The sequence below is a fragment of the Shewanella sp. KCT genome, assembly GCF_007636505.1.
Taxonomy (GTDB): Bacteria; Pseudomonadota; Gammaproteobacteria; order Enterobacterales; family Shewanellaceae; genus Shewanella; species Shewanella halotolerans.
In genome coordinates this window covers 58,769-78,350 of record NZ_LVDJ01000006.1, presented here as the reverse complement: position 1 = coordinate 78,350, position 19,582 = coordinate 58,769, and the positions used below count along the sequence as shown (strand labels likewise).

The 19,582-nt window shown below is 54.0% G+C and carries 16 protein-coding genes and 1 riboswitch; of the genes, 6 read left to right on the top strand and 10 right to left on the bottom strand.

Going from position 1 to position 19,582, the window contains the following annotated elements; genetic code table 11:
* Window positions 1-381: 381 nt before the first annotated feature.
* Window positions 382-660, bottom strand: a complete 279-nt coding sequence (gene ppiC / locus AYI87_RS10435; protein ID WP_144201869.1) for a peptidylprolyl isomerase PpiC — start codon at window positions 658-660, stop codon at window positions 382-384.
* A 212-nt stretch (window positions 661-872) separates the two neighbouring features.
* Between ppiC and AYI87_RS10430 the strand changes: the two genes are divergently transcribed.
* Window positions 873-1,766 (top strand): LysR family transcriptional regulator, encoded by an 894-nt coding sequence (locus AYI87_RS10430; protein ID WP_011866804.1) that lies wholly within the window; start codon window positions 873-875, stop codon window positions 1,764-1,766.
* A 285-nt stretch (window positions 1,767-2,051) separates the two neighbouring features.
* On the opposite strand, the gene AYI87_RS10425 is transcribed toward AYI87_RS10430, so the two are convergent.
* Genes AYI87_RS10425 through AYI87_RS10415 form a run of 3 tightly spaced genes read right to left on the bottom strand, consistent with a single transcriptional unit; the run spans window position 2,052 to window position 4,765 of the window.
* Window positions 2,052-2,621, bottom strand: a complete 570-nt coding sequence (locus AYI87_RS10425) for a lactate utilization protein C (RefSeq protein ID WP_144201867.1) — start codon at window positions 2,619-2,621, stop codon at window positions 2,052-2,054.
* Between the two features lies 1 nt (window position 2,622).
* A complete protein-coding gene (locus AYI87_RS10420) occupies window positions 2,623-4,011 on the bottom strand; it encodes a lactate utilization protein B (protein WP_144201865.1) in 1,389 nt (462 codons plus the stop codon).
* 10 nt (window positions 4,012-4,021) lie between these two features.
* A complete protein-coding gene (locus AYI87_RS10415; RefSeq protein WP_144201863.1) occupies window positions 4,022-4,765 on the bottom strand; it encodes a (Fe-S)-binding protein in 744 nt (247 codons plus the stop codon).
* A gap of 448 nt (window positions 4,766-5,213) precedes the next feature.
* Between AYI87_RS10415 and AYI87_RS10410 the strand changes: the two genes are divergently transcribed.
* The gene (locus AYI87_RS10410) at window positions 5,214-7,448 is read left to right on the top strand and encodes an acyl-CoA dehydrogenase (protein WP_144201861.1); all 2,235 of its coding nucleotides are present in this window, start codon (window positions 5,214-5,216) and stop codon (window positions 7,446-7,448) included.
* A 225-nt stretch (window positions 7,449-7,673) separates the two neighbouring features.
* On the top strand, window positions 7,674-8,456 hold the full coding sequence (locus AYI87_RS10405; protein ID WP_144201859.1) for a CLCA_X family protein: 783 nt from the start codon (window positions 7,674-7,676) through the stop codon (window positions 8,454-8,456).
* A gap of 2 nt (window positions 8,457-8,458) precedes the next feature.
* Here AYI87_RS10405 and AYI87_RS10400 read toward each other — a convergent pair whose 3' ends face one another.
* From AYI87_RS10400 to AYI87_RS10375, 6 genes are all read right to left on the bottom strand, one after another.
* Window positions 8,459-10,636: a cation:dicarboxylate symporter family transporter gene (locus AYI87_RS10400; RefSeq protein ID WP_144201857.1), complete on the bottom strand. Its 2,178-nt coding sequence runs from the start codon at window positions 10,634-10,636 to the stop codon at window positions 8,459-8,461.
* Between the two features lie 173 nt (window positions 10,637-10,809).
* Entirely contained in the window at window positions 10,810-12,198 is a 1,389-nt protein-coding gene (locus AYI87_RS10395; RefSeq protein WP_260865118.1) for a GGDEF domain-containing protein, read from the bottom strand.
* A gap of 408 nt (window positions 12,199-12,606) precedes the next feature.
* The gene (locus AYI87_RS10390; protein WP_144201854.1) at window positions 12,607-12,855 is read right to left on the bottom strand and encodes a hypothetical protein; all 249 of its coding nucleotides are present in this window, start codon (window positions 12,853-12,855) and stop codon (window positions 12,607-12,609) included.
* A 25-nt stretch (window positions 12,856-12,880) separates the two neighbouring features.
* Entirely contained in the window at window positions 12,881-13,693 is an 813-nt protein-coding gene (locus AYI87_RS10385; protein ID WP_144201852.1) for an SAM-dependent methyltransferase, read from the bottom strand.
* A 98-nt stretch (window positions 13,694-13,791) separates the two neighbouring features.
* Complete coding sequence (locus AYI87_RS10380; RefSeq protein ID WP_144201850.1) at window positions 13,792-14,442, bottom strand: GNAT family N-acetyltransferase; 651 nt, start codon at window positions 14,440-14,442, stop codon at window positions 13,792-13,794.
* The gene (locus AYI87_RS10375) at window positions 14,432-16,120 is read right to left on the bottom strand and encodes a pepsin-like aspartyl protease (RefSeq protein ID WP_144201848.1); all 1,689 of its coding nucleotides are present in this window, start codon (window positions 16,118-16,120) and stop codon (window positions 14,432-14,434) included. The genes AYI87_RS10380 and AYI87_RS10375 overlap by 11 nt, the downstream gene beginning before the upstream one ends.
* A 366-nt stretch (window positions 16,121-16,486) precedes the next feature.
* On the opposite strand from AYI87_RS10375, the gene AYI87_RS10370 reads away from it, so the two are divergent.
* The 3 genes from AYI87_RS10370 to AYI87_RS10360 all read left to right on the top strand — a co-directional run bounded on the left by AYI87_RS10370 (window position 16,487) and on the right by AYI87_RS10360 (window position 19,128).
* Window positions 16,487-17,131: a hypothetical protein gene (locus AYI87_RS10370; protein ID WP_144201846.1), complete on the top strand. Its 645-nt coding sequence runs from the start codon at window positions 16,487-16,489 to the stop codon at window positions 17,129-17,131.
* A gap of 204 nt (window positions 17,132-17,335) precedes the next feature.
* A complete protein-coding gene (locus AYI87_RS10365) occupies window positions 17,336-18,637 on the top strand; it encodes a metal-dependent hydrolase family protein (RefSeq protein ID WP_011866789.1) in 1,302 nt (433 codons plus the stop codon).
* Between the two features lie 140 nt (window positions 18,638-18,777).
* Window positions 18,778-19,128 carry a DUF805 domain-containing protein gene (locus tag AYI87_RS10360; protein WP_011866788.1) on the top strand — a complete coding sequence of 117 codons (351 nt, stop codon included), beginning with the start codon at window positions 18,778-18,780 and terminating at the stop codon, window positions 19,126-19,128.
* Between the two features lie 218 nt (window positions 19,129-19,346).
* Window positions 19,347-19,563: riboswitch (cobalamin riboswitch) on the top strand.
* Window positions 19,564-19,582: the final 19 nt, after the last annotated feature.

Sequence of the window (19,582 nt, the reverse complement as noted above, 5' to 3'; positions counted from 1 at the left end):
ATTGATATCGAGTGTAGATACGCCGGTGAGCTTCCGAAACAGGGATGTTTCGGTAGAGACTATAGGGATATATTCACGGCGTCTCACAGGCGTATTTGCACAACCCCCGCCGGGCAGGCGTTTGGTCACAGTAAAGCTAGGGTGTCCAAAATGGTGAATCAGTCAAATGAATGGTTGAGTGTAATTCACTAAGATAAATAGAGGGGCGGATGGCAGTTAACTATCACCCCCTTTGAACACTTAGGCTAAACCTAAGCATCAGGTCCGATACAACACCTTAGTAACGTGTTCATTACAATGCACTATCTTAGCGCTTCGTGCGAAAATAATGTTTAAGACGGTCGCAAGTCGTCTTACTATGTCTACGCAGACCTTAAACCATCATGTCCTGTAGAGGATCTTCACCACATGCCAACCGAATTTTGTCTTGACCAGATGCGGCGTGATCAACTCGCCGCTGAAGCAGACCTTGTCGAAGGCGGGCACCATCTGACCTTTCTTAAATTCCCCCAGGCTGCCGCCTTTCTTACCCGATGGGCAGGTGGAGTGTTTCTTGGCGAGCTGGTCGAACTTAGCGCCCTTGTTAAGCTTTTCGATGATCTCTTCGGCGAGTTCTTTATGTTTGACCAAAATGTGTAATGCGGCGGCGGTTCTAGCCATCTTAATGCTCTCTCGATTGGCGGGAATTAATCATTGCCGATGATTATAACTCAGCTTGCGGGCGAGATTCACGGGGCACTTACCGTGAAAGAGGAGAATTTATTGCATTTTTCTTGATACGGCTCAGTGTTGCCTAAGGCTTTTCTACTGCGCTATGTGCGCGGTTTTGTTATAATTCCTATCCATTTCTAATCGCTTTTTTCGAGGCTTTGATGGCGCGTAGCGTAGGCACAGAACTTGAGCTTATCCATCTTTTTGTGCATCTGGTGAATACCGGCGGTTTTTCTCAGGTGGCCAAAGAGCTGGGTATGCCTGTGGCGACCGTTAGCCGTAAGGTGACTAAGCTGGAAAGCCTGCTTGATACTCAGCTGATCATGCGCAGCACCCGTAAGCTGAGGTTAACCGAGGAGGGCAGCGAGCTCTTTGGCCGCTATCAGAATGTGGTGGCCCAGTTTGACCGCTGTAGCGAGCCCAGAGTCGAGAAGGCCGAAGGCACACTGCGCATCGCGGCGCCCGTGTCTATCATCTCGATGATCTTCATCGGGGTGCTAAACGACTTCTCCAAGGCCTATCCGGACATTCAGCTGCATATCACCCAGAATAACTCCAGTATCGATCTGATCGACGAAGGGGTGGACGTGGCCATCGTCGGCGGCGCCCAGCCCGACTCCTCCTGGGTCTCTAAGTCTCTGGGGGTCTTGGATTATGGCCTGTTTGCCTCGCCGGGCTATCTTGCCTGCGCCGGTACGCCGCAACATCCGGATCAGCTGGTGGAACACTCCTTGATCAAGGTTTGGCCCCTGTTTAACTGGTCGATGAAGCATGTCAGCGGCGAAGATTTCTATTACGAAGGCCCCGCCAAGTTGACCCTTGGGGATCTCAACGGTGCGGTGCGCGCCACGGTAGACGATGGCGGCATTCTCTACGGCCCAGAACTGTTCGTGAAGGGGGAGCTTGCCTCGGGTGAGCTTCGCCGGGTGCTGCCCGACTGGCACGGCGAGCAGCGACGTATCTCCCTGTTGTACCATCAGCGTACCCATCAGCCCCTCAAGGTGAAGCTGTTTATCGAATTTATGCAGGACAGAGCCAGCTGTTTGTTCCATTAACTCCACGTTGCTAATACCTTTGCTTAGCGTCAGTTTCGCTAGCCCCTTGTCGTTGGCACTGACGCCAGCCCAAGCAAACTTACTGCTAGCCGCCTAGCAAGATCCCGTCTGCATCTTCTCTGACGTTTGGCGACAAATTAAGACAACTATTTCATTCAAGAAATTATTTCACTCAAGCAATTCAGGCAAAAAAAAGCCACCACAGTGAGCTTGGTGGCCAGGCAGTTTGAGGCTGCTAAATAGGGTTGAAGCTTAGGACCTAAACGAATGTTTTAAGCTAGGCGCTTAAACCAGGTAGACATTCAGGCTGCAGGCGCCGTGGGCGCCCACGACCAAGGCCTGCTCGATGTCCGCCGTCTTGGATGGGCCGGCGATAAAGACGCCGAACTCTCCGCTTTCCAGACCAATCTGTTTAATCGCCTGATGCATGTTGGCAACCACCTTGTCGGCGCTCACTACCAAGAACAGGTTTTCACAGATGAAGGGAGTTACCCTGTGGCCCAGATGCTGGTTGTTGACCCAGATGGCACCATTTTCAGCCACGGCTAAGTCACCAGGGATCACCGCAAAGTCGATGTCTCTTAGCTCATGGGCGGTGTCCGGGGCGTTACGGTTGCCCGTGACACCTTCGACCTGAGAGATCACCTGCTTACCTTCTTTGATCAGCTCGTCGGCCTTGGCTTGCAGGGCGGCCAAGCCACCCTCGCGGTGCAGGGTGCCGGCAACTGTGCCTAGGTTAGTTTCAAACTGACCAATCACATCATCCAGACGTGGGCTGACATTGATTGACGGCATAGCCTGAGGTGCAACCGCGACGCTTTTTAATGCATTGAGAATAGATTGCTTGCTCGACATTTTATTGACCTCTGTTTTTGTTAAACCAAGCTTCGAAGCTGGACTTAGGTGCGACCGGCAGCTCTCTGTATTTGCCCCAGGCGCCAGAGAATGGCTTGAGCAGCGAGCCCGGCAGGATACGCAGCGCGGTGCGGGCGACGCTCATGGAGCAGTTGAGCATGGTTTCGCTGGCCATGAAGTTACCGACCAACGGCATATAGTTGCGCTTACCGTATGGCAGTTTGCCCGCCTTGGCCTTGAGGCGACGGTGGTGATGGATGATCTTATCCAGCGGCACCTTGGTCGGGCAGACATAACTACAGCTGCCGCATAGGGTACAGGCCCAAGGGATAGAGTGGGTATCGTCCGCCTGGGCACCCACGGCGATACCGATAGGGCCTGGAATGGTGTAGTTGTAGCTGTAACCGCCTGAGCGACGATACACAGGGCAAGTGTTCAGACAGCCACCACAGCGGATACACTTGAGCGATTCCGCCAGGATCTTGTCTTGCAGCATGTCGGTGCGGCCGTTGTCGACGATGATCACGTGCATCTCGCCGCCATCCTGTGGGCCACGATAGAAGCTGGAGTAGGTGGTGATGGGCTGACCGGTGGCGTTGCGGGCCAGGGTGCGCAGCAAGATGGCGGCGCTGTCGAGATCCGGCACTATCTTGTCTATGCCCATGGAGTGCAGCTGCAGCTTAGGCAGGTTAGCGCCCATGTCGGCGTTACCTTCGTTGGTGCAGACCACTACGGCGCCCTTGTCGGCGATGGCCATGTTAACCCCTGTCATGGCCGCATCGGCCGACAGGAACTGCTCACGAAGGTGAGCGCGGGCGGCTCGGGTGAGATAGAGAGGATCCGAGGCGCCCGCCTCTGTGCCTAACTTGTCGTGGAAGAGGTCGCCCACTTCCTCTTTCTTTAGGTGGATCGCCGGTACCACGATATGTGATGGTGGCTGCTTGGCCAGCTGAATGATGCGCTCACCCAGGTCGGTGTCGATCACCTCTATGCCCTTGCTCTCGAGGTAAGGGTTGAGGTGACACTCTTCGGTGAGCATAGACTTGGACTTAACCAGCTTTTTCACCTGATGCTTGGCCAGAATGTTATGGACTATCTGGTTGTGCTCGGCGCCATCTTTGGCCCAGTGCACAACGATACCGTTGGCCAGACAGTTCTTCTCGAAAGTCTCCAGGTATTCGCCCAGATGGGTCAGGGTGTGGAGCTTCATTTCGGAGCCGAGCTGACGCAGCTGCTCCCATTCTGGCAGGCTGGCGGCGGCGCGATCGCGCTTCTCACGGAGCACCCATAGGGCCTTAGAGTGCCAATCGACGCGAGCCTCATCTTGACAGAAGATGTCGGCCTTCTTCGCATGCACGCCTGAGTTGAGTGCGGTGGTTTGACTAGACATGAGCTACTCCTTACAGGGCTGCGTTGATGACTTCGGCAATATGACGGGTCGCGATCGGCAATAGCTGACGGCGGATCATGCCATCCAGGTGCAGCAGGCATGAGGGGTCGAAACCTACCGCATAGGTGGCACCCGTGGCGGCATGGGCCTGGGCCTTGTCTTTACCCATCTTGGCAGAAACGGCGCCTTCGTCGACGGCGAAGGTACCACCGAAGCCGCAGCATTCATCGCGGCGATCTGGGTAGACGATTTCGATACCTGGGATACGGCTCAGCACGGCCTCGACCTTATTGGTGCGTGGGCCCATCTGCTCGCTCGGCGTGGCTAAGTCCAACATGCGGATGCCGTGGCAACTCAGCTGCAGGCTGATCTTGTAGTTGAAGGCCTTGTTGAAGGCGGGGATCGGCGCCACATCGTGGAGGAACTCGGTTAGCTCATAGAGCTTGTCGATCACCGCCTGGGCTTCTGGGCTGTTGTCAAACTCATGGAAGTTCTCCTTGGCGGCTACCAGGCAAGAGGCGGCCGGGCAGACGATGGCGTCACACTCGACGCCCTTAAAGGCGTTCAGCAGCTTAAGGGTGGTTTTCTTGGCTTCATCAAAACAGCCCGAGTTAGTCATGGGCTGGCCACAGCAGGTCTGGCCCTTGGGCAGTATGACCTGATGGCCGAGTTTTTCGAGGAGTTCGACGGTGGCGATGCCGACATGGGGCATCATCTGGTTCACCAGACAGGGAATAAATAGGGCTATCTTCATGAAGCACTCTCTTATTTTGATGGCTGCATGTGGGCGAATGCGCTGGCTTATTGTGCCGCTACAGGTGGCATAAGCTGGGTATTTGGCCCATATCGCAGGGTTATTTGTGATGATAATTTAAGCTTATAACCACATAATAAGTAGTGCTAATTTAGTAAATATATATGCTTATTTTTTCATTTTTGAAACAGGGTGATTTCGCTCACTCATTAATGAAAAATGTCTCTGATCTAGGTCAAAAAAGGCCTGATTCAAACAATTATATGAAACAGCTGTTTAAATTTTTTATTTGAGCGTACACTTGTAACCTTTTGAAAAGAATGAGCTTAATTTTTAGTTGCGTTTGTAACTGTAAAATAAAGCATTTTTTTGAGGTTAGAATATTTGATCTAATCCATTTTTTGTGACGTAATGCACACTAGGTTTTCTGGTCGGATGAGTCTGAAAGATGAGTATTAGAACAAAATTTAAAAAAGTACTGCCGAGTATTTCTACCACTGAACAAGAGGCGCTCGACGCCGGTGATGTATGGCTAGAGGGATCTATCTATCAGGGGATCCCAGATTTCGATGCCTTGCGTCAGGTTCCGGGGGCGACCCTGTCCGATGAGGAGCAGGCCTTCCTCGACGGCCCTGTGCAGACACTTATCGAGATGGTGGATGACTTTGCCATTCAAAACAGCCTGCATCTGCCAGACAACATACTTAATTTCCTAAAAGAGCATAAGTTCTTCTCGCTGATCATTCCTAAGGCCTTCGGCGGCCTGGAATTCAGCCCTTATGCCAATTCGACGATTGTGGCCACCATTGCCGCCAAGAGTTCGGCGGTGGCGGTTACCGTCATGGTGCCTAACTCTTTAGGCCCTGGCGAGCTGCTGATGCACTACGGTACTCAGGCCCAACAAGATTTCTGGCTGCCGCGTCTGGCCAATGGCCAGGAGATCCCTTGTTTCGCATTGACCAGTCCTGAGGCGGGCTCGGACGCCGGCGGTATTCCCGATATCGGCACAGTCACCATGGGCGACTACCAGGGCGAGCAGGTGCTCGGCCTATCGGTGACCTGGGACAAGCGCTACATCACGTTAGCGCCTATCGCTACCGTGCTGGGGCTGGCCTTCAAGGTGGAAGATCCACAAGGCCTGCTGGGCGGCAAGGAGCAGCTGGGGATCACCTGTGCGCTGATCCCTAAGTCGCATCCGGGTGTCGAGCTGGGTAACCGTCACGATCCTATGGGCTGCCGCTTCTATAACGGCACCACACGTGGTGAGAATGTATTTATCCCAATGGACTTCATCATAGGCGGTCAGCAGAATATTGGCCGTGGCTGGCAGATGCTGGTGGCCTGTCTCGGTGCCGGCCGTGGTATCTCGCTGCCGGCTCTTGGGGTCTCGGTAAGCCAGGCGTCATTCAAGTCGTCGGCGGAATACGCCGCGGTGCGTGAGCAGTTTGGCCTGGCCATCGGCAAGTTCGAGGGGATCCAGGAGAAATTGGCGGATATCGCCGGTAAGACCTATCTGCAAGAGGCGATGCGCGTACTGACCACCGAAGGCCTGGGCCTGGGGCTCAAGCCCTCAGTCGTAACGGCGATGGCCAAGTACCACATGACGGAGATTGGCCGCGACGTGCTGAACTCGGCCATGGATATTCAGGCCGGTAAGGCGATTCAGCGTGGTCCGCAGAATACCCTGGCCTCTGGCTATGTGGCGCAGCCTATCGCCATCACGGTAGAAGGGGCGAACATTCTGACCCGTAACCTGATGATCTTCGGTCAGGGCGTGATGCGCTGTCACCCTCATCTGCAAAGCATGGTTGAGGCGATTCACAGTGATGACAAAGATGCCGACAAGACCTTTAACCGTATCTTTAAGCAGACTGTTGGCTACAGTGTGGGCAACAGCCTGCGCGCCTTCCGCCTGGGTCTGCTGCCTTTTACCGCCGATGCCAAGTCTGAGTTGAGCGAAGTGGTGGAATATGAGAAGGCGGTGCACAAGCTGGCGTCGAAACTAGCTGTATATGCCGACTTCTCTCTCTTGGTGCTTGGCGGCAAACTCAAGCAGGCCGAGATGCTGTCGGCGCGTCTGGGGGATGTGATGAGCTACCTGTACGCGGCCATGGCGTCGATTCGCTACTACGAGCAGAAGGTGAGCAGCGAGCATCGTGCCCAGGCTAGGCCTTACTTCGAGTACGCGACCCGCTGGGCGCTGGTGAACGCCGAAAATGCCCTGCTGAGCTTCCTGGATAATTTCCCTCAAGCTGCGACACGTCAGCTGATAAAGCTGATCACTGTGACCTACTCGCCTAAGATGAAGAAGATCAACGACGACCTGATCCGTGAACTGGCCCATGAGGCGCAGCTCAACACCCAGATCAAGCGTCAGCTGACTCATCTGGTGAAGCCAGTACCGGGCGATGGCAACGACATCAACCAGCAGGCTTATCTGGCGAAGATCGCCTGTCTGCCGCTGCTGGCCAAGGTGAAGAAGGGACTGAAGCAGGGTTACTTCAAGTCTGGCGTGAGATTCGCCCAGACGCTGGACCGCGCCCGCGAAGCCAAGATCATCACAGAGGGCGAGCACAAGCAACTACTGGACTATAACCTTAAGCGTGAGCGCGCCATTCGTGTCGATGAGTTCGACTTCGACATGCAGCTTATAAGTGACAAGGCGGCGCTGAAGATAGCCTAGCCTAATGGTTTAAGTCTGATCTGCTTCGTATTAGCAGCAATGCCAAGAGCCGCCCTAGGGCGGCTTTTTTGTGTGCCGATGTTGCGACTATCTTCGTCGCTGCTGGTGCGATTATCGAGGGCCATAACCAGCACTTGAAAGTGTGCCACACCTCCTTTTTTGCCGAGGTCATCCATAGACAGAAAATAGGGTATGATGGCTGCGGGCAATTTTATGGGCAGGCGAGTGCTAAAACGAAACCATTATCGACGTGAGGGGCCAGACTATCGCTGCGGTGAGCAGGTGAGCTTTCACGACATCAAGGAGGTATTTGGCCTCAATCATATTCGCCTGGGTAGCTGGGTGGAGGAGGAAGAGAAGCATAAGGCGGCCAACCTTATCTTCGACGCCTTTGCCGATCTCGCCTTCATGTTAAAGCTGCCGCCCAAGGCCATGGGGCTGAGACAGACACTGAACCTGGCCTTCGGGACAGGTGGACAGATGGGCGTGCAGGCCCACTATATGCCTGCTCAGAGAGAATTAGCCCTGGCAAAAAATGCCGGTGCCGGCGCCCTGGCACACGAGTTCTGGCATGCCTTCGATCACTATATCGCTACCAAGGCCTTCGAGATACCGTCGACGGGTATCGCCTTTGCCAGTCACTGCTGGCTGGCCGAACACACGCCAATTGTTCATCCCCTTAACGATCGCCTAATGCAGCTGTTTGCCTGCGTCTTGCTGAGCGGCGATGGCCAGGACAGCCACGAGTATGTAGGCCGCGCCGTGGCGCTCGACAGGCAGCAGGGGAGGCAATACTTTTCCAAACCCACAGAGATGATGGCCAGGGCCTTCGAGGCCTGTATCGAGTCCCATCCCGAGATCTGCAACCCCTACCTGGTCAACGAGACCCTGGACTCGCCCTTGGCCAAGGCGGGCGGATACCCTAGCCTCGACCATAGAGAGAGCATCTATCGCCAGCTACTGGCCTATTTCGGCCCCCTGGGTGATGCCTTGGGGCGCGAGGGATAGCCTTAATCTACCCAGTGCAGCACGTCGCGTATGATGGACCACCTGGGTTTAGGCTCGCTGGCGCCTTGGCCTAGCATCCAGTAGTTGTAGAGCCGCTCTTGGTGGCCATCCACCTTGCGCAGCTTCTGCCAGTTGTTGACATAGTTGAGCAGCGACTGGTTGTCCTGGGCGACCGCATAGGCGATAGGGTACTTCGCCTTGTACTCCAGCGGCGCTATGCCATAGCCGGGGAAGAAGAGGGTCCAGGCGGAGCCCGCCTCGGCGCTGATCACCACGGCATCATACTTGTCGCCCTTCTGACGGAAGAAGTCCTTGTAGCCCTTAATCTTGACGAACTTAAGGTTGGGGTAGAAGGCCTTGGCATCTTCGATAATGTCGCTGTGCTCCACATAGGCGATGGTGGTATCTTGCATCGCCTTGATCGACTGGTTGCGCTTGAAGCTGTTGACCTTGTGGTCTTTGGTGGCGATGGCGAGATTAAGTAGCAGCACTGGCTCCACATAGCTCAGCTTATCCATCTGCTCGATATCCATCGCCAGGCCCGACATGGCGATATCGAAGAAGCCCGCGTCGAGGGAGGCGGCCAGCTTGTCCTTCTCGAAGGGGATGAACTCGACCTTGACCCCAAGATCGTCTGCCAGACGATTTGCCATGGCGCTGTCGAAGCCCACCAGTTGTCCGGCGTTGTTGTAGTAGCTAAAGGGCACATTGCTGGGGATATAACCGACCCTCAGCAGGCCGCGTGCGCGGATTGCGTTGACATCGGCGATAGGGCGACTGGCGCTCTGACCCAATACCGGATACTGCTTGCTCACCTTGGTCGGCACCTTGTCGGCCACCTGCATGTTGGCGATAACGCCGCTGGTTACCTCTGGGCTGTGAATAAACAGCCCCATGCCCACTCGGCAGACGATGAGGGTGAGCACCACGCTGGCCCCCACGCCTATGGCCATCTTGAGCAGTTGCGGCGGCCTGAGTCTTAGACGCTTCTCAAATAGCGCCACCGTCAGCAGCGTCAGGGCAAACAGGTTCATCACGGCGGTGATGGAGTTAAACTTGCCCGTGATAAAGCCCGACATCACAAACAGCTGGAACAGATCCTGTGGCAGATGCACCAGGTCCAGCATGAAGGGGATAGCCACATAGACGCTGCCAAACAGCGACAAGACGCCGCTGATGGAGAGCGACGGCAGGGCGCTGAGTTCTATCGGGGTGCCGTTGAACCAACCGGCGAAGAGCACGAAGAGGATCACCGTCAGCTTGCCTATGTTGGGGAAGGTGAAGGCGATGGGCACCAAGATCTCCACCAAGGTTTCGGCATCGTCGCTCAGGCTCTGATGCTCGCGCATGATCTGCTTACACTCCTCGACGATCACCGGGATCACGATGAAGATGTTGCCGGTGGCAAACGCGGTAACCAGGCTGGACTTGCTGATCCTTAGCGCTTGGGCGAAGGTGACCGGGGTCAGGGAGGCGACTATCCAGGGCAGTACCCAGAAGGTGAGCAGCAGGCAGAGGACGAAGTAGCTGACGAGATAGACCTGCATGCTGGCAAACTCATCCACCCCCATGGTGCCAGCGGCCGAGGCCGACATGGCGAAGATCCCTATGGGCAACACCTTCACCAGCGCCTGGGTGATCTTGGAGAAGATCTCGCTGCAGGTGTGCATGAAGTTAATGATCAGCTGCTTGTTATCGCCCTCCATGCCAATCAGTGCCAGCCCCATGGCGATGGCGAAGATCACCATGGCGGGCACATAACCCTCGGCCATCGACTGGAAGGGGTTGGAGGGGATATAGAGCTTAAAGTAGTCGATGGCCGCGGCGGGCTCTATGGAGCTGGTGCTGAAGAAGGAGGCGGTCTCGACAAAGGGAAAGGAGAGCGGCATCAGGGCGACCAGTAGGAGTCCGACAGCCCAGAGCAGCAGCATGATGACGCCGGCGCGGCTGAAGATCAGGCTGGCGGTGGCGCGCTTGAGTTTACCTATGCCCCCTACCAAGGAGACCAGAATATAGGGCAATACCGTCATCTGCATCAAGAGGATCACGCTGGTGCCTATGCTGCTCATCCAGCCGACGGACTCTCCGAAAAAGAGCCCCACCGCAAAACCGACAAACATGGCGACGAGCATCTGGGTCGAGCTGGTCATGGCGAGCAGTTTTTTTAGCACGAGAGTCATTCCCTTTTTACGTATGCTTGAGTTTCCGACTGCCTGATTATAAAAGGGGCTGCGGCTTGGCAAAAGGCTTTCATCTCAATCTGTTGCGCAGCAGCACAATTAATATCTGGGCAGATAGTGGTGGCCTGCCTCATGCCAAGGCTGGCCCGAACGCTTGATGCTAGCCTCCCTCGCTAGAGGGAGAGCAGAGAATGGGACGCCTGAGGGATAGTGCGCTTGGCCTCGGGGTCGAAGATACAGATGCGATCCCGCCCGGTTTCCTTCGACTGGTACATGGCGCTGTCGGCGTCGTTGATCAGCCGCTCCAGCTTATAGCCCGACATCTGAGTATCTGTGATCCCAAAGCTGGCGGTAACCTCAAACTCGTGGCCGGTGGTGCTACAATCAATCCCGGCAATCGCCTTACGGCAGGCCTCGGCCAGCTTAACCGCCGTCTGTAGGTCGCAGCCGGGCAGGGCGATACAGAACTCCTCACCGCCGATGCGGGCGAAGATATCGTTCTTGCGTCCTTGGGCCTGACAGGCCTTGGCGACTTTCTTCAGTACCCAGTCGCCGCAGGCGTGACCATACTTGTCGTTGATCTGCTTGAAGTTATCCAGATCGAACAGGATATAGCTGAGGTCTACCTCGCTGCTCTCGCAGTAGGTGAGCGCGCTCTGGGCGACCTGGGTGAAGTGACCGCGGTTAAACACATGGGTCAGGGCATCGTATTCCGCCAGCTGCTTGAGGCGCTTCTGAATCGTCCATGACTTATAGGCCCAGAAGCCCAGCAGGGTGATGATGGCGATCAGCAGCGAGATAAATAGCCGGTTGTTCTCCGCCTGGGTCTTCGCCAGTTGCTGCTCGGTCAGCAACAGGTTGTTCTGTCTGTCCAGCAGTTTGATACGACTCTTCTGCTCCGCCGCCTGATGCTCGGCGAGCTGGAAGGCCAGATGCTTGGTCTTGATGTCGTCCAGATATGCCTTGTCGGCCTGGGCGTACTTGACGTGATAATCCAGCGCCGCCTTGTAGTCATTTCTGGCCTTATTCGTCTGATATAAGATGCGATAGGCGATCACGCTTGATTCATCGTTCCCCATAGGTATAGAGGTTGCAACGGCTTGGGATGCATAAGTTTCTGCTTTGTTGGTCTGGCCCAACTCTTGATAGCCTTGAGCAAGCAGTGAGTACAAGCGAGAAGAGACAGGTGCATAGTTAAATGCGTGGATTGTGTCTAACTGTGCTTCTAGTAGTTGTAATGCTTGTTGGTTTTTGTGTTGCTCTAATAAAAGTGTGGCCACATAAGTATTTATAATTGTACTAACCAGAGTTTCACCGCTTTTTTCGCAAACATCTATGCCGTTATTTATCTCAGGACTATTTTCATCCAGTTGATGAAGTTTGAGTTTGGCTTCTATGGTGAGTTGAATTGCCAAACAGGCATTTCTATCCTCTTTGACAATAGACTCCAGCTTGTTGGCGTAGCGCAGACCCAGCTCGTATTGCCCAAGTTGGTTGTAAAACAGTGCCGCAACCAGTAGTCCCAATTGTTGAAATTCAGGTTCGGCGATCTCCGGTAACATCTCAAGGTGTTTTGAGAGGTTTGATAGTCCCTCTGTCCAATTTTTAGATATGGCTAAAATATTGATAATAGATAGATTTGATCTGAATTGTATTAGTTTTGGGCTGTCATGGATTAAGTTTTCTTTGTAGAGTGCTATCGCCTCTTCAAACTCTCCCTTAAAGGAAAGTTGGTAGGCTTTAAGATAGTTGTAATAATATTTTTGCTCTCTGGATAACTTATCTACATCTTCATCTAAGGATGCCAGAAGTTCTCCAAATTTTTGGGGCTCGCTGCTGCGCAGTTGATCTGCCTTAATGAGTTTTTCATTTAATATATCCACCTCACCGGCCCATATGGGGGCGATGAGGCAGAATATTAGAATGAGTTTTGTAATTTTGATAAACAAAACGAGTGTCTCAATATCGAATTATTTTTCTTCTTGTTGGGTGTCACTCTCATCTGTTTCTTTTGGTTCATCCTCTGCTGGCAACATTGCGCAGACAACATCGGCACACACATCAAGTTCACGGGCGAGGTTTTTTACATCTCTCTCTAACAACATCTTTTTTAAATCGTTTGAAAGATTTGAGTCAATGACTGCTTGACTAAAACTATCTTGAGTTTGAAGACCTGCATCGTTTCCAATTCGCTCTAGTAATTCAATGACGTTTGACATTGTTCGTCCTTATTGTTGTTGGTGGTTAGTTTTCGGGTATTAGGATGTCATCGACTCGGTATGCCGTTTCAAGTTTAGCCAGCTTCTCCAAGATTGTAGGGTTTGGCCGCATCTTTTCGCTTGGCGGGATCACCAGGGTGGTATGCATGAAGATCTCGGCATCGGCCAGGTCCCGTAGCGGCAGAGTGTGTTTGCGCACCTTATCTATGGGGAGCACGGCGGCCTCGTAGAGGATCACCTGATGATCTAAGGGGTAAGTCTCTGCCAGCAATTCTATCAGTACCTGACGATGGGCCTTGCCGGTGGCGAATCTGGCCATGCTCTTATCACCTGCCAGGCCTATCTGCCAGAGGATCAGGCAACAGGAGGGGTCGAAGCGCCGCTGGTAAAACATAAACTGGCTGGCTTCAAACTGCTGGCAGCCAAATTGGCCAGGGTCTATGCCAATGTCGGCGATCAGGCAATCTTCGGCGGAGATGCCGGGCACCATGACAGCCTCGAACCCTTCGGCGCGCGCCGCCTCTATGGATCTGTGGGGCGCTTGGGCGAATACGCCGGGGTGACCGTAGAAGGCGCCGACGACTTTCTTGCCTTGTCTGACCTCTGCTAGTATGGCGTCGACCATCTCTCGGTAGGTGATATGACGTGACTTACCCTCGCCGTAGTAGACCTGTAGCGAGCGTACGTCTGGGTGCATCTCCTGTAGCCAGAGTTCTACTATGCCGTTTGAAACGCCGGAGAAAACGACGTCGGCTTGTTCAATATAGCTGCGTGCCAGCGGGCAGATGTGAGCACCTAGTGTCATCCCAATGCCGACACAAGCCAGGCTTCCCGCCATGTTAAGTATGTCCGATGTTATGCTTGTTAATTAAGGGTTAAAGCTAACAGCAATTTACTGGATTTAAAACTCTTTATTATTTTTGTTTGGCAGGTTTTTTATTGAGACTCTTCGGCCAAACTCAAAAAGTATTCCAATTGGCTCTCGCTGGTTTCATCTCCAATACCATGAGCGGGATGACTGGGCGAACGTTGTTTGAATCCCAGTTTTTTTACGATTCTTTTGGTGGCAAGATTTTTAATAGAGAAACATGCTTTAATTTCTGATAGTTGCAGTGTTTTTTTACTGTGCTTTATCAGGGCGATGACGGCCTCGTCGGCAAGTAGTTTACCTTGTGCCTTGGGTAGCATCATGATACCGATTTCGGCCAATTCTCGTTGAGTCTGGTCCCAATTTAGTCCGATAACGCCTGTTGTATGACCTGAAGCTTTTTCTACTATGACCCAGAGCATGTAGCTAGGTGGTGTATCGGGGTGTTGTAATGCCTTTAAGGTTGCCTTAATTGACGTTTCAAAGGCTTTGTCGGCTTCGGCATGGGTGAACGGCTGACAGATATGGCGCATCACCCTCTCGTCGCAATAGAGGCGGCGATACAGCGCCTTGTCTGACTCATCTATCGGGCGCATGGTCAGGCGCTGGCTGGCAAAACCATGGTCTGCCAGGTAGTGGGTTAGCCTAGAGGGCAGCTCGCTTGAAAGCTGCTCCCTTGAGGGGAGTTGCTTTGATGAGAAGGGTTCATTATCTGGCATGCTGCACCTCGGATATCTGCAGCGGTCTCTGCTCGGCGAAGCGGATCACTCCCTTGTCGTCCACCGAGCGGTCGAACACCACATAGTAGGCGCTCATCAGCGGCAGACCCAAAATGGATTGATCCGGCCAATTAGGCAGCTGCGACAACAGCTTGAAGCAGGCCTTGCCCTGAGTCGGCGTGTTGATCTGCCAGTAGTGCTGGGGCGTGACGCGGATGGCGATAGGCTCGCATCCCGGTGGACAGTCGGGATCGTCGCAGCTCGGCGCCGAGTCATGCTCGTTTCGCGGGCCGACAAAATAGAAGATGAGATCCGGCCAGCGCTCCAGCTGTAGCTCTGCCATGTCGATACCTGTCTGCTGAAAGGCGATATCGCTAAAGGGGGCTATCTGCTGGGTGAACTTGGGATCTATCGATTCCAGGGCCTGAGTCAGCGCGCCAAACAGGTGACGGGTGAGCACAATTGCAGAGGCGCCCGTGTCTATGATGGCGTTGCTCTGTCCCCTAAGGGTGTCGCAGATATGCACCCCATGGGTGTGCAGGTGCTGGCCGTCTGGGCAGAGCGCACTTGTGTCTGATGGTGAGTTATCTTGCTGGGCGTCGTCTGCTTCTGGCGCTTGCTCTGCTGACTCGTGCTCCGCTAATGCTTGCTGCTCTGCATTCTCTACAGATTGCGTCAGCAGGCTGGGGATCATCTCGCCATCGCCTATTTTTAGTCCCACCAGGTTGACGTTGTAATACCGGTTTTCGATCACCGCTATGGTTTTAAATTCGCCTTGATACAGTTCGGTATGTTCCTCGCCGCCACCTAAGATCAACCAGCCCTGGTTGAGGGGATCCTGGCCGAGGAAAGCGAACTCGTTGGCGCTGTTGGGTGCGAGCACCTCTTTGCTGGCCACATGTATACTGGAGCGGCGGGCGAAGAAGGCAAACTTGTTGGGGGTCAGGCCGTGGCTGGTTAAATTGCTGAAATAGGGCGGCAGATCATCTGTCGGCTGGGTGCGCAGAAAGCGTTTAAACTGGCGCAGATCTTCGCTGTTGAAGCTCGTCTCGGTCGCCTGATGCCACTGGGTGTCTTGCGCGGCGAGCGCGCCCTGACCCATGGAGAAGTCCTGATTCGCTTCAGTGAGTATGGGGCGATAGTGCTGGCTGCACAGGTGGATCTCCTCATCGAAGGGCCAGGGGAAGGTGAGCGCCGGGGCTATGCCGTAGTGATGAAAATAGCTCTTGAGATCATAGACCTTGTTAAGGGCGTCGTAGGCCAGACCTAAGATGCCGTCGGCATCGGCAAAGCTGGTCTCTTGGGCAAGAGATGACACCACGGCCACAGGGCACTGCTCAAGCACAATCGGATGGTGGGCGTGGGGAACATGGTCGTCATGGAGATCGAAATCTATCGCATCCTCACGAATCCCCACCCGGGTGTAGACCACTGGGCCGTCCCAGCCACCTATGCCGTACAGCACCTCTTGGGCGAAGCTGGTGGGGGTGAGGGCAGTGTCGCGCTCCTCGACATAGTCGCTGCCAGACACCACCAGGGTGCTGCTACCCGTATCTAAGATCAGGTTGAGCGGGTGCTTCTCGGCGCCAATTCGCAACTGGGCACTGTAGCCACCTTTGGCATACACATTGACGAGAGGGACTTTGAGGGTGCGGGGGGCATTGGTGGTTGAACTCATCGATGACCTTTGGGGCTAAGGGAATTCATATAATTGTTATATAAGTGATTGTTTTACTCTATCCAATCAAGAGGGTCAATTTAAGGACAGTGGTCGAACATCAATAGGGAAGAAGTTAAGAGAGCCTTTGCTATTGGCTTTGTAAATTTTAATTAAGATTAAAAAAGTAATCCAAAGCGTCAACGAGTTTTTCAGTCTTAATTTTTGTAAATCATCCGCTCCCTCTGGGTAACTTTGTAGTAATATCTGCTGGAAATCACTGGTGTTTAGTGATTCACACTGCAAATGGCCGCAGATTGTTATCGGTTTGTTGGTTATTTTTGTTGGCTATCTGGGTGTCGCAGCATTGAGGATGAGGTAGATAAAATGGATTTTTCACCACAGGTATTTACTCAGGCGTTGGCCAAAAGGCTGGTGCTCGCACTGCCCCTGTTCGCACAGCCCTTGGACGTGACCGCCACCGAGCTGGCACAGATGTCATCACAGGCCCATGTCCAGCCCAGTCAATTGACTATCTTCAAGCAGAACCTTGGCTTGCATTTCCCCGCCAACTGGCGCCTGGCCTACAGTGAGCAGCACGGTGATATGTTTTCGGCCGAGTTTGTGCCCGCCCAGCAGCTGCTGGCCCATTGGTCGTCGCTCTACTGCGTGCAGGGGTTTAAGGGGATGGCGCAGCGTATCGACCCCGAGGCCTTTCTCGACAGTTTTGCCGAGCAGTATCGCCATACCTGCGAGGGGGAGATGCAATACCAGAAACTGGGCGCCAGCGAGCTCGGCGGTAAGGCGAGCTATAGCGCCATGTTGACCTGCGATAAGATGCCGCAGACCCACAGAGGCGAGCAGGGCATAGATAAGCCGGTCGGCGAGATAGGTCACTATACGGTTATTGCCGGCAAGGAGGATCTGTTTCTGCTGCATCAATCGGCGCGGGGCGAAGCCTTGTTATCTCTCTCTTCTCTTAAGATAGCGCCGCCCGTCGAGCGTATCGCCGATATGTCGGGCCTGCGATAACACCTGCTTGGCGCTTGCTTGTGACAGCTCTTGCTCGGGCTAGGGCTAGGGGCCCGGGCTAAGTTGGCCGCTTTTGTGGTTGTTTTTAGGCCAATTTGTTGTCATGTTAGTCAAGTTTTAGACGCTCGCCCCTGTCCTTATCGGGAGCTTTCTCGGCAAGGCGCGGCGAGTTCTCACTCCTTCAGACATGATTAACGGGCCATAATGAAAAATAATACTCTGCTCCCCCTTGCCGCGCTGACGGCTGCTCTCTTGTCGCCATCCCTGTTTGCCAATGATGTGACAGTGATCCATGCCGGCACCCTGCTGGCCGACCCGGCCGCTAAGCCGCTCAGCGAACAGACCCTGGTGATCACCGATGGCAAGATTAGCCAGGTTGCCCCCGGCTATCTGAGCGTCGAGACCGTCGCGCCTGGCGCTAAGTATGTGGATCTCAAGCAGGGCTTTGTGATGCCGGGTCTGATGGATATGCATGTGCATCTGCAAGGCGAGCTGGGGCCCAAGAATGATAGCCAGCGCCTTAGGATGTCAGACGCCGATGTGGCGATGCAGAGCGCCTACTTTGCCAACAAGACCCTGATGGCGGGCTTCACCACGGTTAGGGACCTCGGCGCCAAGCCGGAGCAGATGTATGCCCTGCGTGACGCGATTGCTAAGGGGTGGATAGACGGGCCGCGCATCATCGCCTCGGGCGGGGTGTCGGTGACCGGCGGCCATGGCGATGTGGACGGCATGAGCCCAGATCTGCTGGATAAGTTCACCACTAAGACCATCTGCGACGGCCCCTATGACTGTCGCCGCGCCACCCGCCGCGCCATCAAGTTTGGCGCCGATGTCATCAAGATCACCTCTACCGGCGGCGTCTTGTCGGATACCGACACAGGCACGGGCCAGCAGATGAACGATGATGAGATCAAAGAAATTGTGGCGACGGCCCATGCCTTGGGGCGTAAGGTGGCCAGCCATGCCCATGCGACAGAGGGGATCAACGCCGCTCTGCGCGCCGGGGTCGATAGCATAGAGCACGGCAGCTACGCCGATAAGGAGAGCATCAAGCTGCTCAAGAAGAATGGCGCCTTCCTGGTGCCCACCCTGTTGGCGGGCGATACCGTGGTGCATATGGCCAAGGAGTCTGACTTTATGTCGCCGGCCATCAAGCAGAAGGCGGTGCGAGTGGGTGCCGATATGACGGCTAACTTTACCCGCGCCTATAAGGCCGGGGTCAAGATTGCCTATGGTACCGACAGCGGCGTCTCGGCCCACGGCACCAATGCGCGCGAGGCCGTATTGATGAATCAGGCGGGCATGAGTAATAAAGATGTGCTGATCTCGGCCACCATCAACGGCGCCGAGCTAGTGGATATGTCTGATAGCTTGGGTACCCTGAGTGTCGGCAAGCAGGCCGATATTATCGCGACCCAGGGCAACCCGCTGGAGGATATCTCGGCCCTGCTGGATGTGGGCTTCGTGATGAAAGGCGGTAAGGTGGTGAAGTCGCGCCTGTGAATGAAAAAAGATTGTCATTAAATTTCAATTATATTTTTTAAACTATTGATATATTATGACACTTATCCAATAGGGGGCTTAGGAATGGCCCCCTCTTTATTGGAGTTTTTCAGTTAATTTACGTAAACAAAGGGAACTATATGGAATATTTTATTGGTGCGTTGAAGAAGTTTGCTGATTTCACCGGTCGTGCACGTCGCAAAGAATTTTGGATGTTTACCCTGTTCTACATCATCTTCTATGCCGTGGCGGCAACCATAGATGTGGTGACAGGTCTGTATATGCTGAGCGGTATCTTCTCGCTGGCACTGCTTATCCCAACTCTCGCTATCTCGGCAAGACGCCTACACGACACCGGCCGTTCGGGCTGGTGGCAGTTGATCGGTCTGATCCCGCTTATCGGCGCTATCGTGTTGATCGTCTTCTATGTACAAGACAGCGTTGAAGGCAATGAATATGGTGAAAACCCTAAGGCATTAGCCGAGGCGTAACTTTCCCCTATCTGCGATGAAGGAGGCATAGGCCTCCTTTGTTGTTTTAGGGAGTAATGCAGCCCTTGGGTGAAGATGCCGATTCGGGCCATTATGGGAGCATTAGACATTTATACGTGTAGACGTCTATAATGCCCGCATTCTGTCACTGGAGCCGGGAGAGAGCCTCTCCTCAACGCCGCACATAAGCCGCGGGGCCGAGGGCAGAGCGTTACCTAATTTAGTCAACCTTATGTGGTGCCCTAGCCAAAATGGCGCAAGGGATAATCGGGAAGCCAGTGAGAATCTGGCACTGCCCCCGCAACGGTGATAGGTGAGAGCTGGGTGCGCCATGCCTTTAACATCATGGCGTTAAAAAAATCTAAGCTCGTCGTTTAAACCCTTTGTTTAGACTTAGCCTCAGTCCGGAGACCGGCCCTTAAGGTGATTTTGAGATTTCGGCGGGCAGATCTCG

Excerpts from the sequence above, each read along its gene's own strand:
- ppiC (WP_144201869.1), bottom strand. The coding sequence starts at position 660 with ATGGCTAGAACCGCCGCCGCATTACACATTTTGGTCAAACATAAAGAA.
- AYI87_RS10430 (WP_011866804.1), top strand. The coding sequence starts at position 873 with ATGGCGCGTAGCGTAGGCACAGAACTTGAGCTTATCCATCTTTTTGTG.
- AYI87_RS10425 (WP_144201867.1), bottom strand. The coding sequence starts at position 2,621 with ATGTCGAGCAAGCAATCTATTCTCAATGCATTAAAAAGCGTCGCGGTT.
- AYI87_RS10420 (WP_144201865.1), bottom strand. The coding sequence starts at position 4,011 with ATGTCTAGTCAAACCACCGCACTCAACTCAGGCGTGCATGCGAAGAAG.
- AYI87_RS10415 (WP_144201863.1), bottom strand. The coding sequence starts at position 4,765 with ATGAAGATAGCCCTATTTATTCCCTGTCTGGTGAACCAGATGATGCCC.
- AYI87_RS10410 (WP_144201861.1), top strand. The coding sequence starts at position 5,214 with ATGAGTATTAGAACAAAATTTAAAAAAGTACTGCCGAGTATTTCTACC.
- AYI87_RS10400 (WP_144201857.1), bottom strand. The coding sequence starts at position 10,636 with ATGACTCTCGTGCTAAAAAAACTGCTCGCCATGACCAGCTCGACCCAG.
- AYI87_RS10395 (WP_260865118.1), bottom strand. The coding sequence starts at position 12,198 with ATGTTACCGGAGATCGCCGAACCTGAATTTCAACAATTGGGACTACTG.
- AYI87_RS10390 (WP_144201854.1), bottom strand. The coding sequence starts at position 12,855 with ATGTCAAACGTCATTGAATTACTAGAGCGAATTGGAAACGATGCAGGT.
- AYI87_RS10385 (WP_144201852.1), bottom strand. The coding sequence starts at position 13,693 with ATGGCGGGAAGCCTGGCTTGTGTCGGCATTGGGATGACACTAGGTGCT.
- AYI87_RS10380 (WP_144201850.1), bottom strand. The coding sequence starts at position 14,442 with ATGCCAGATAATGAACCCTTCTCATCAAAGCAACTCCCCTCAAGGGAG.
- AYI87_RS10375 (WP_144201848.1), bottom strand. The coding sequence starts at position 16,120 with ATGAGTTCAACCACCAATGCCCCCCGCACCCTCAAAGTCCCTCTCGTC.
- AYI87_RS10370 (WP_144201846.1), top strand. The coding sequence starts at position 16,487 with ATGGATTTTTCACCACAGGTATTTACTCAGGCGTTGGCCAAAAGGCTG.
- AYI87_RS10365 (WP_011866789.1), top strand. The coding sequence starts at position 17,336 with ATGAAAAATAATACTCTGCTCCCCCTTGCCGCGCTGACGGCTGCTCTC.
- AYI87_RS10360 (WP_011866788.1), top strand. The coding sequence starts at position 18,778 with ATGGAATATTTTATTGGTGCGTTGAAGAAGTTTGCTGATTTCACCGGT.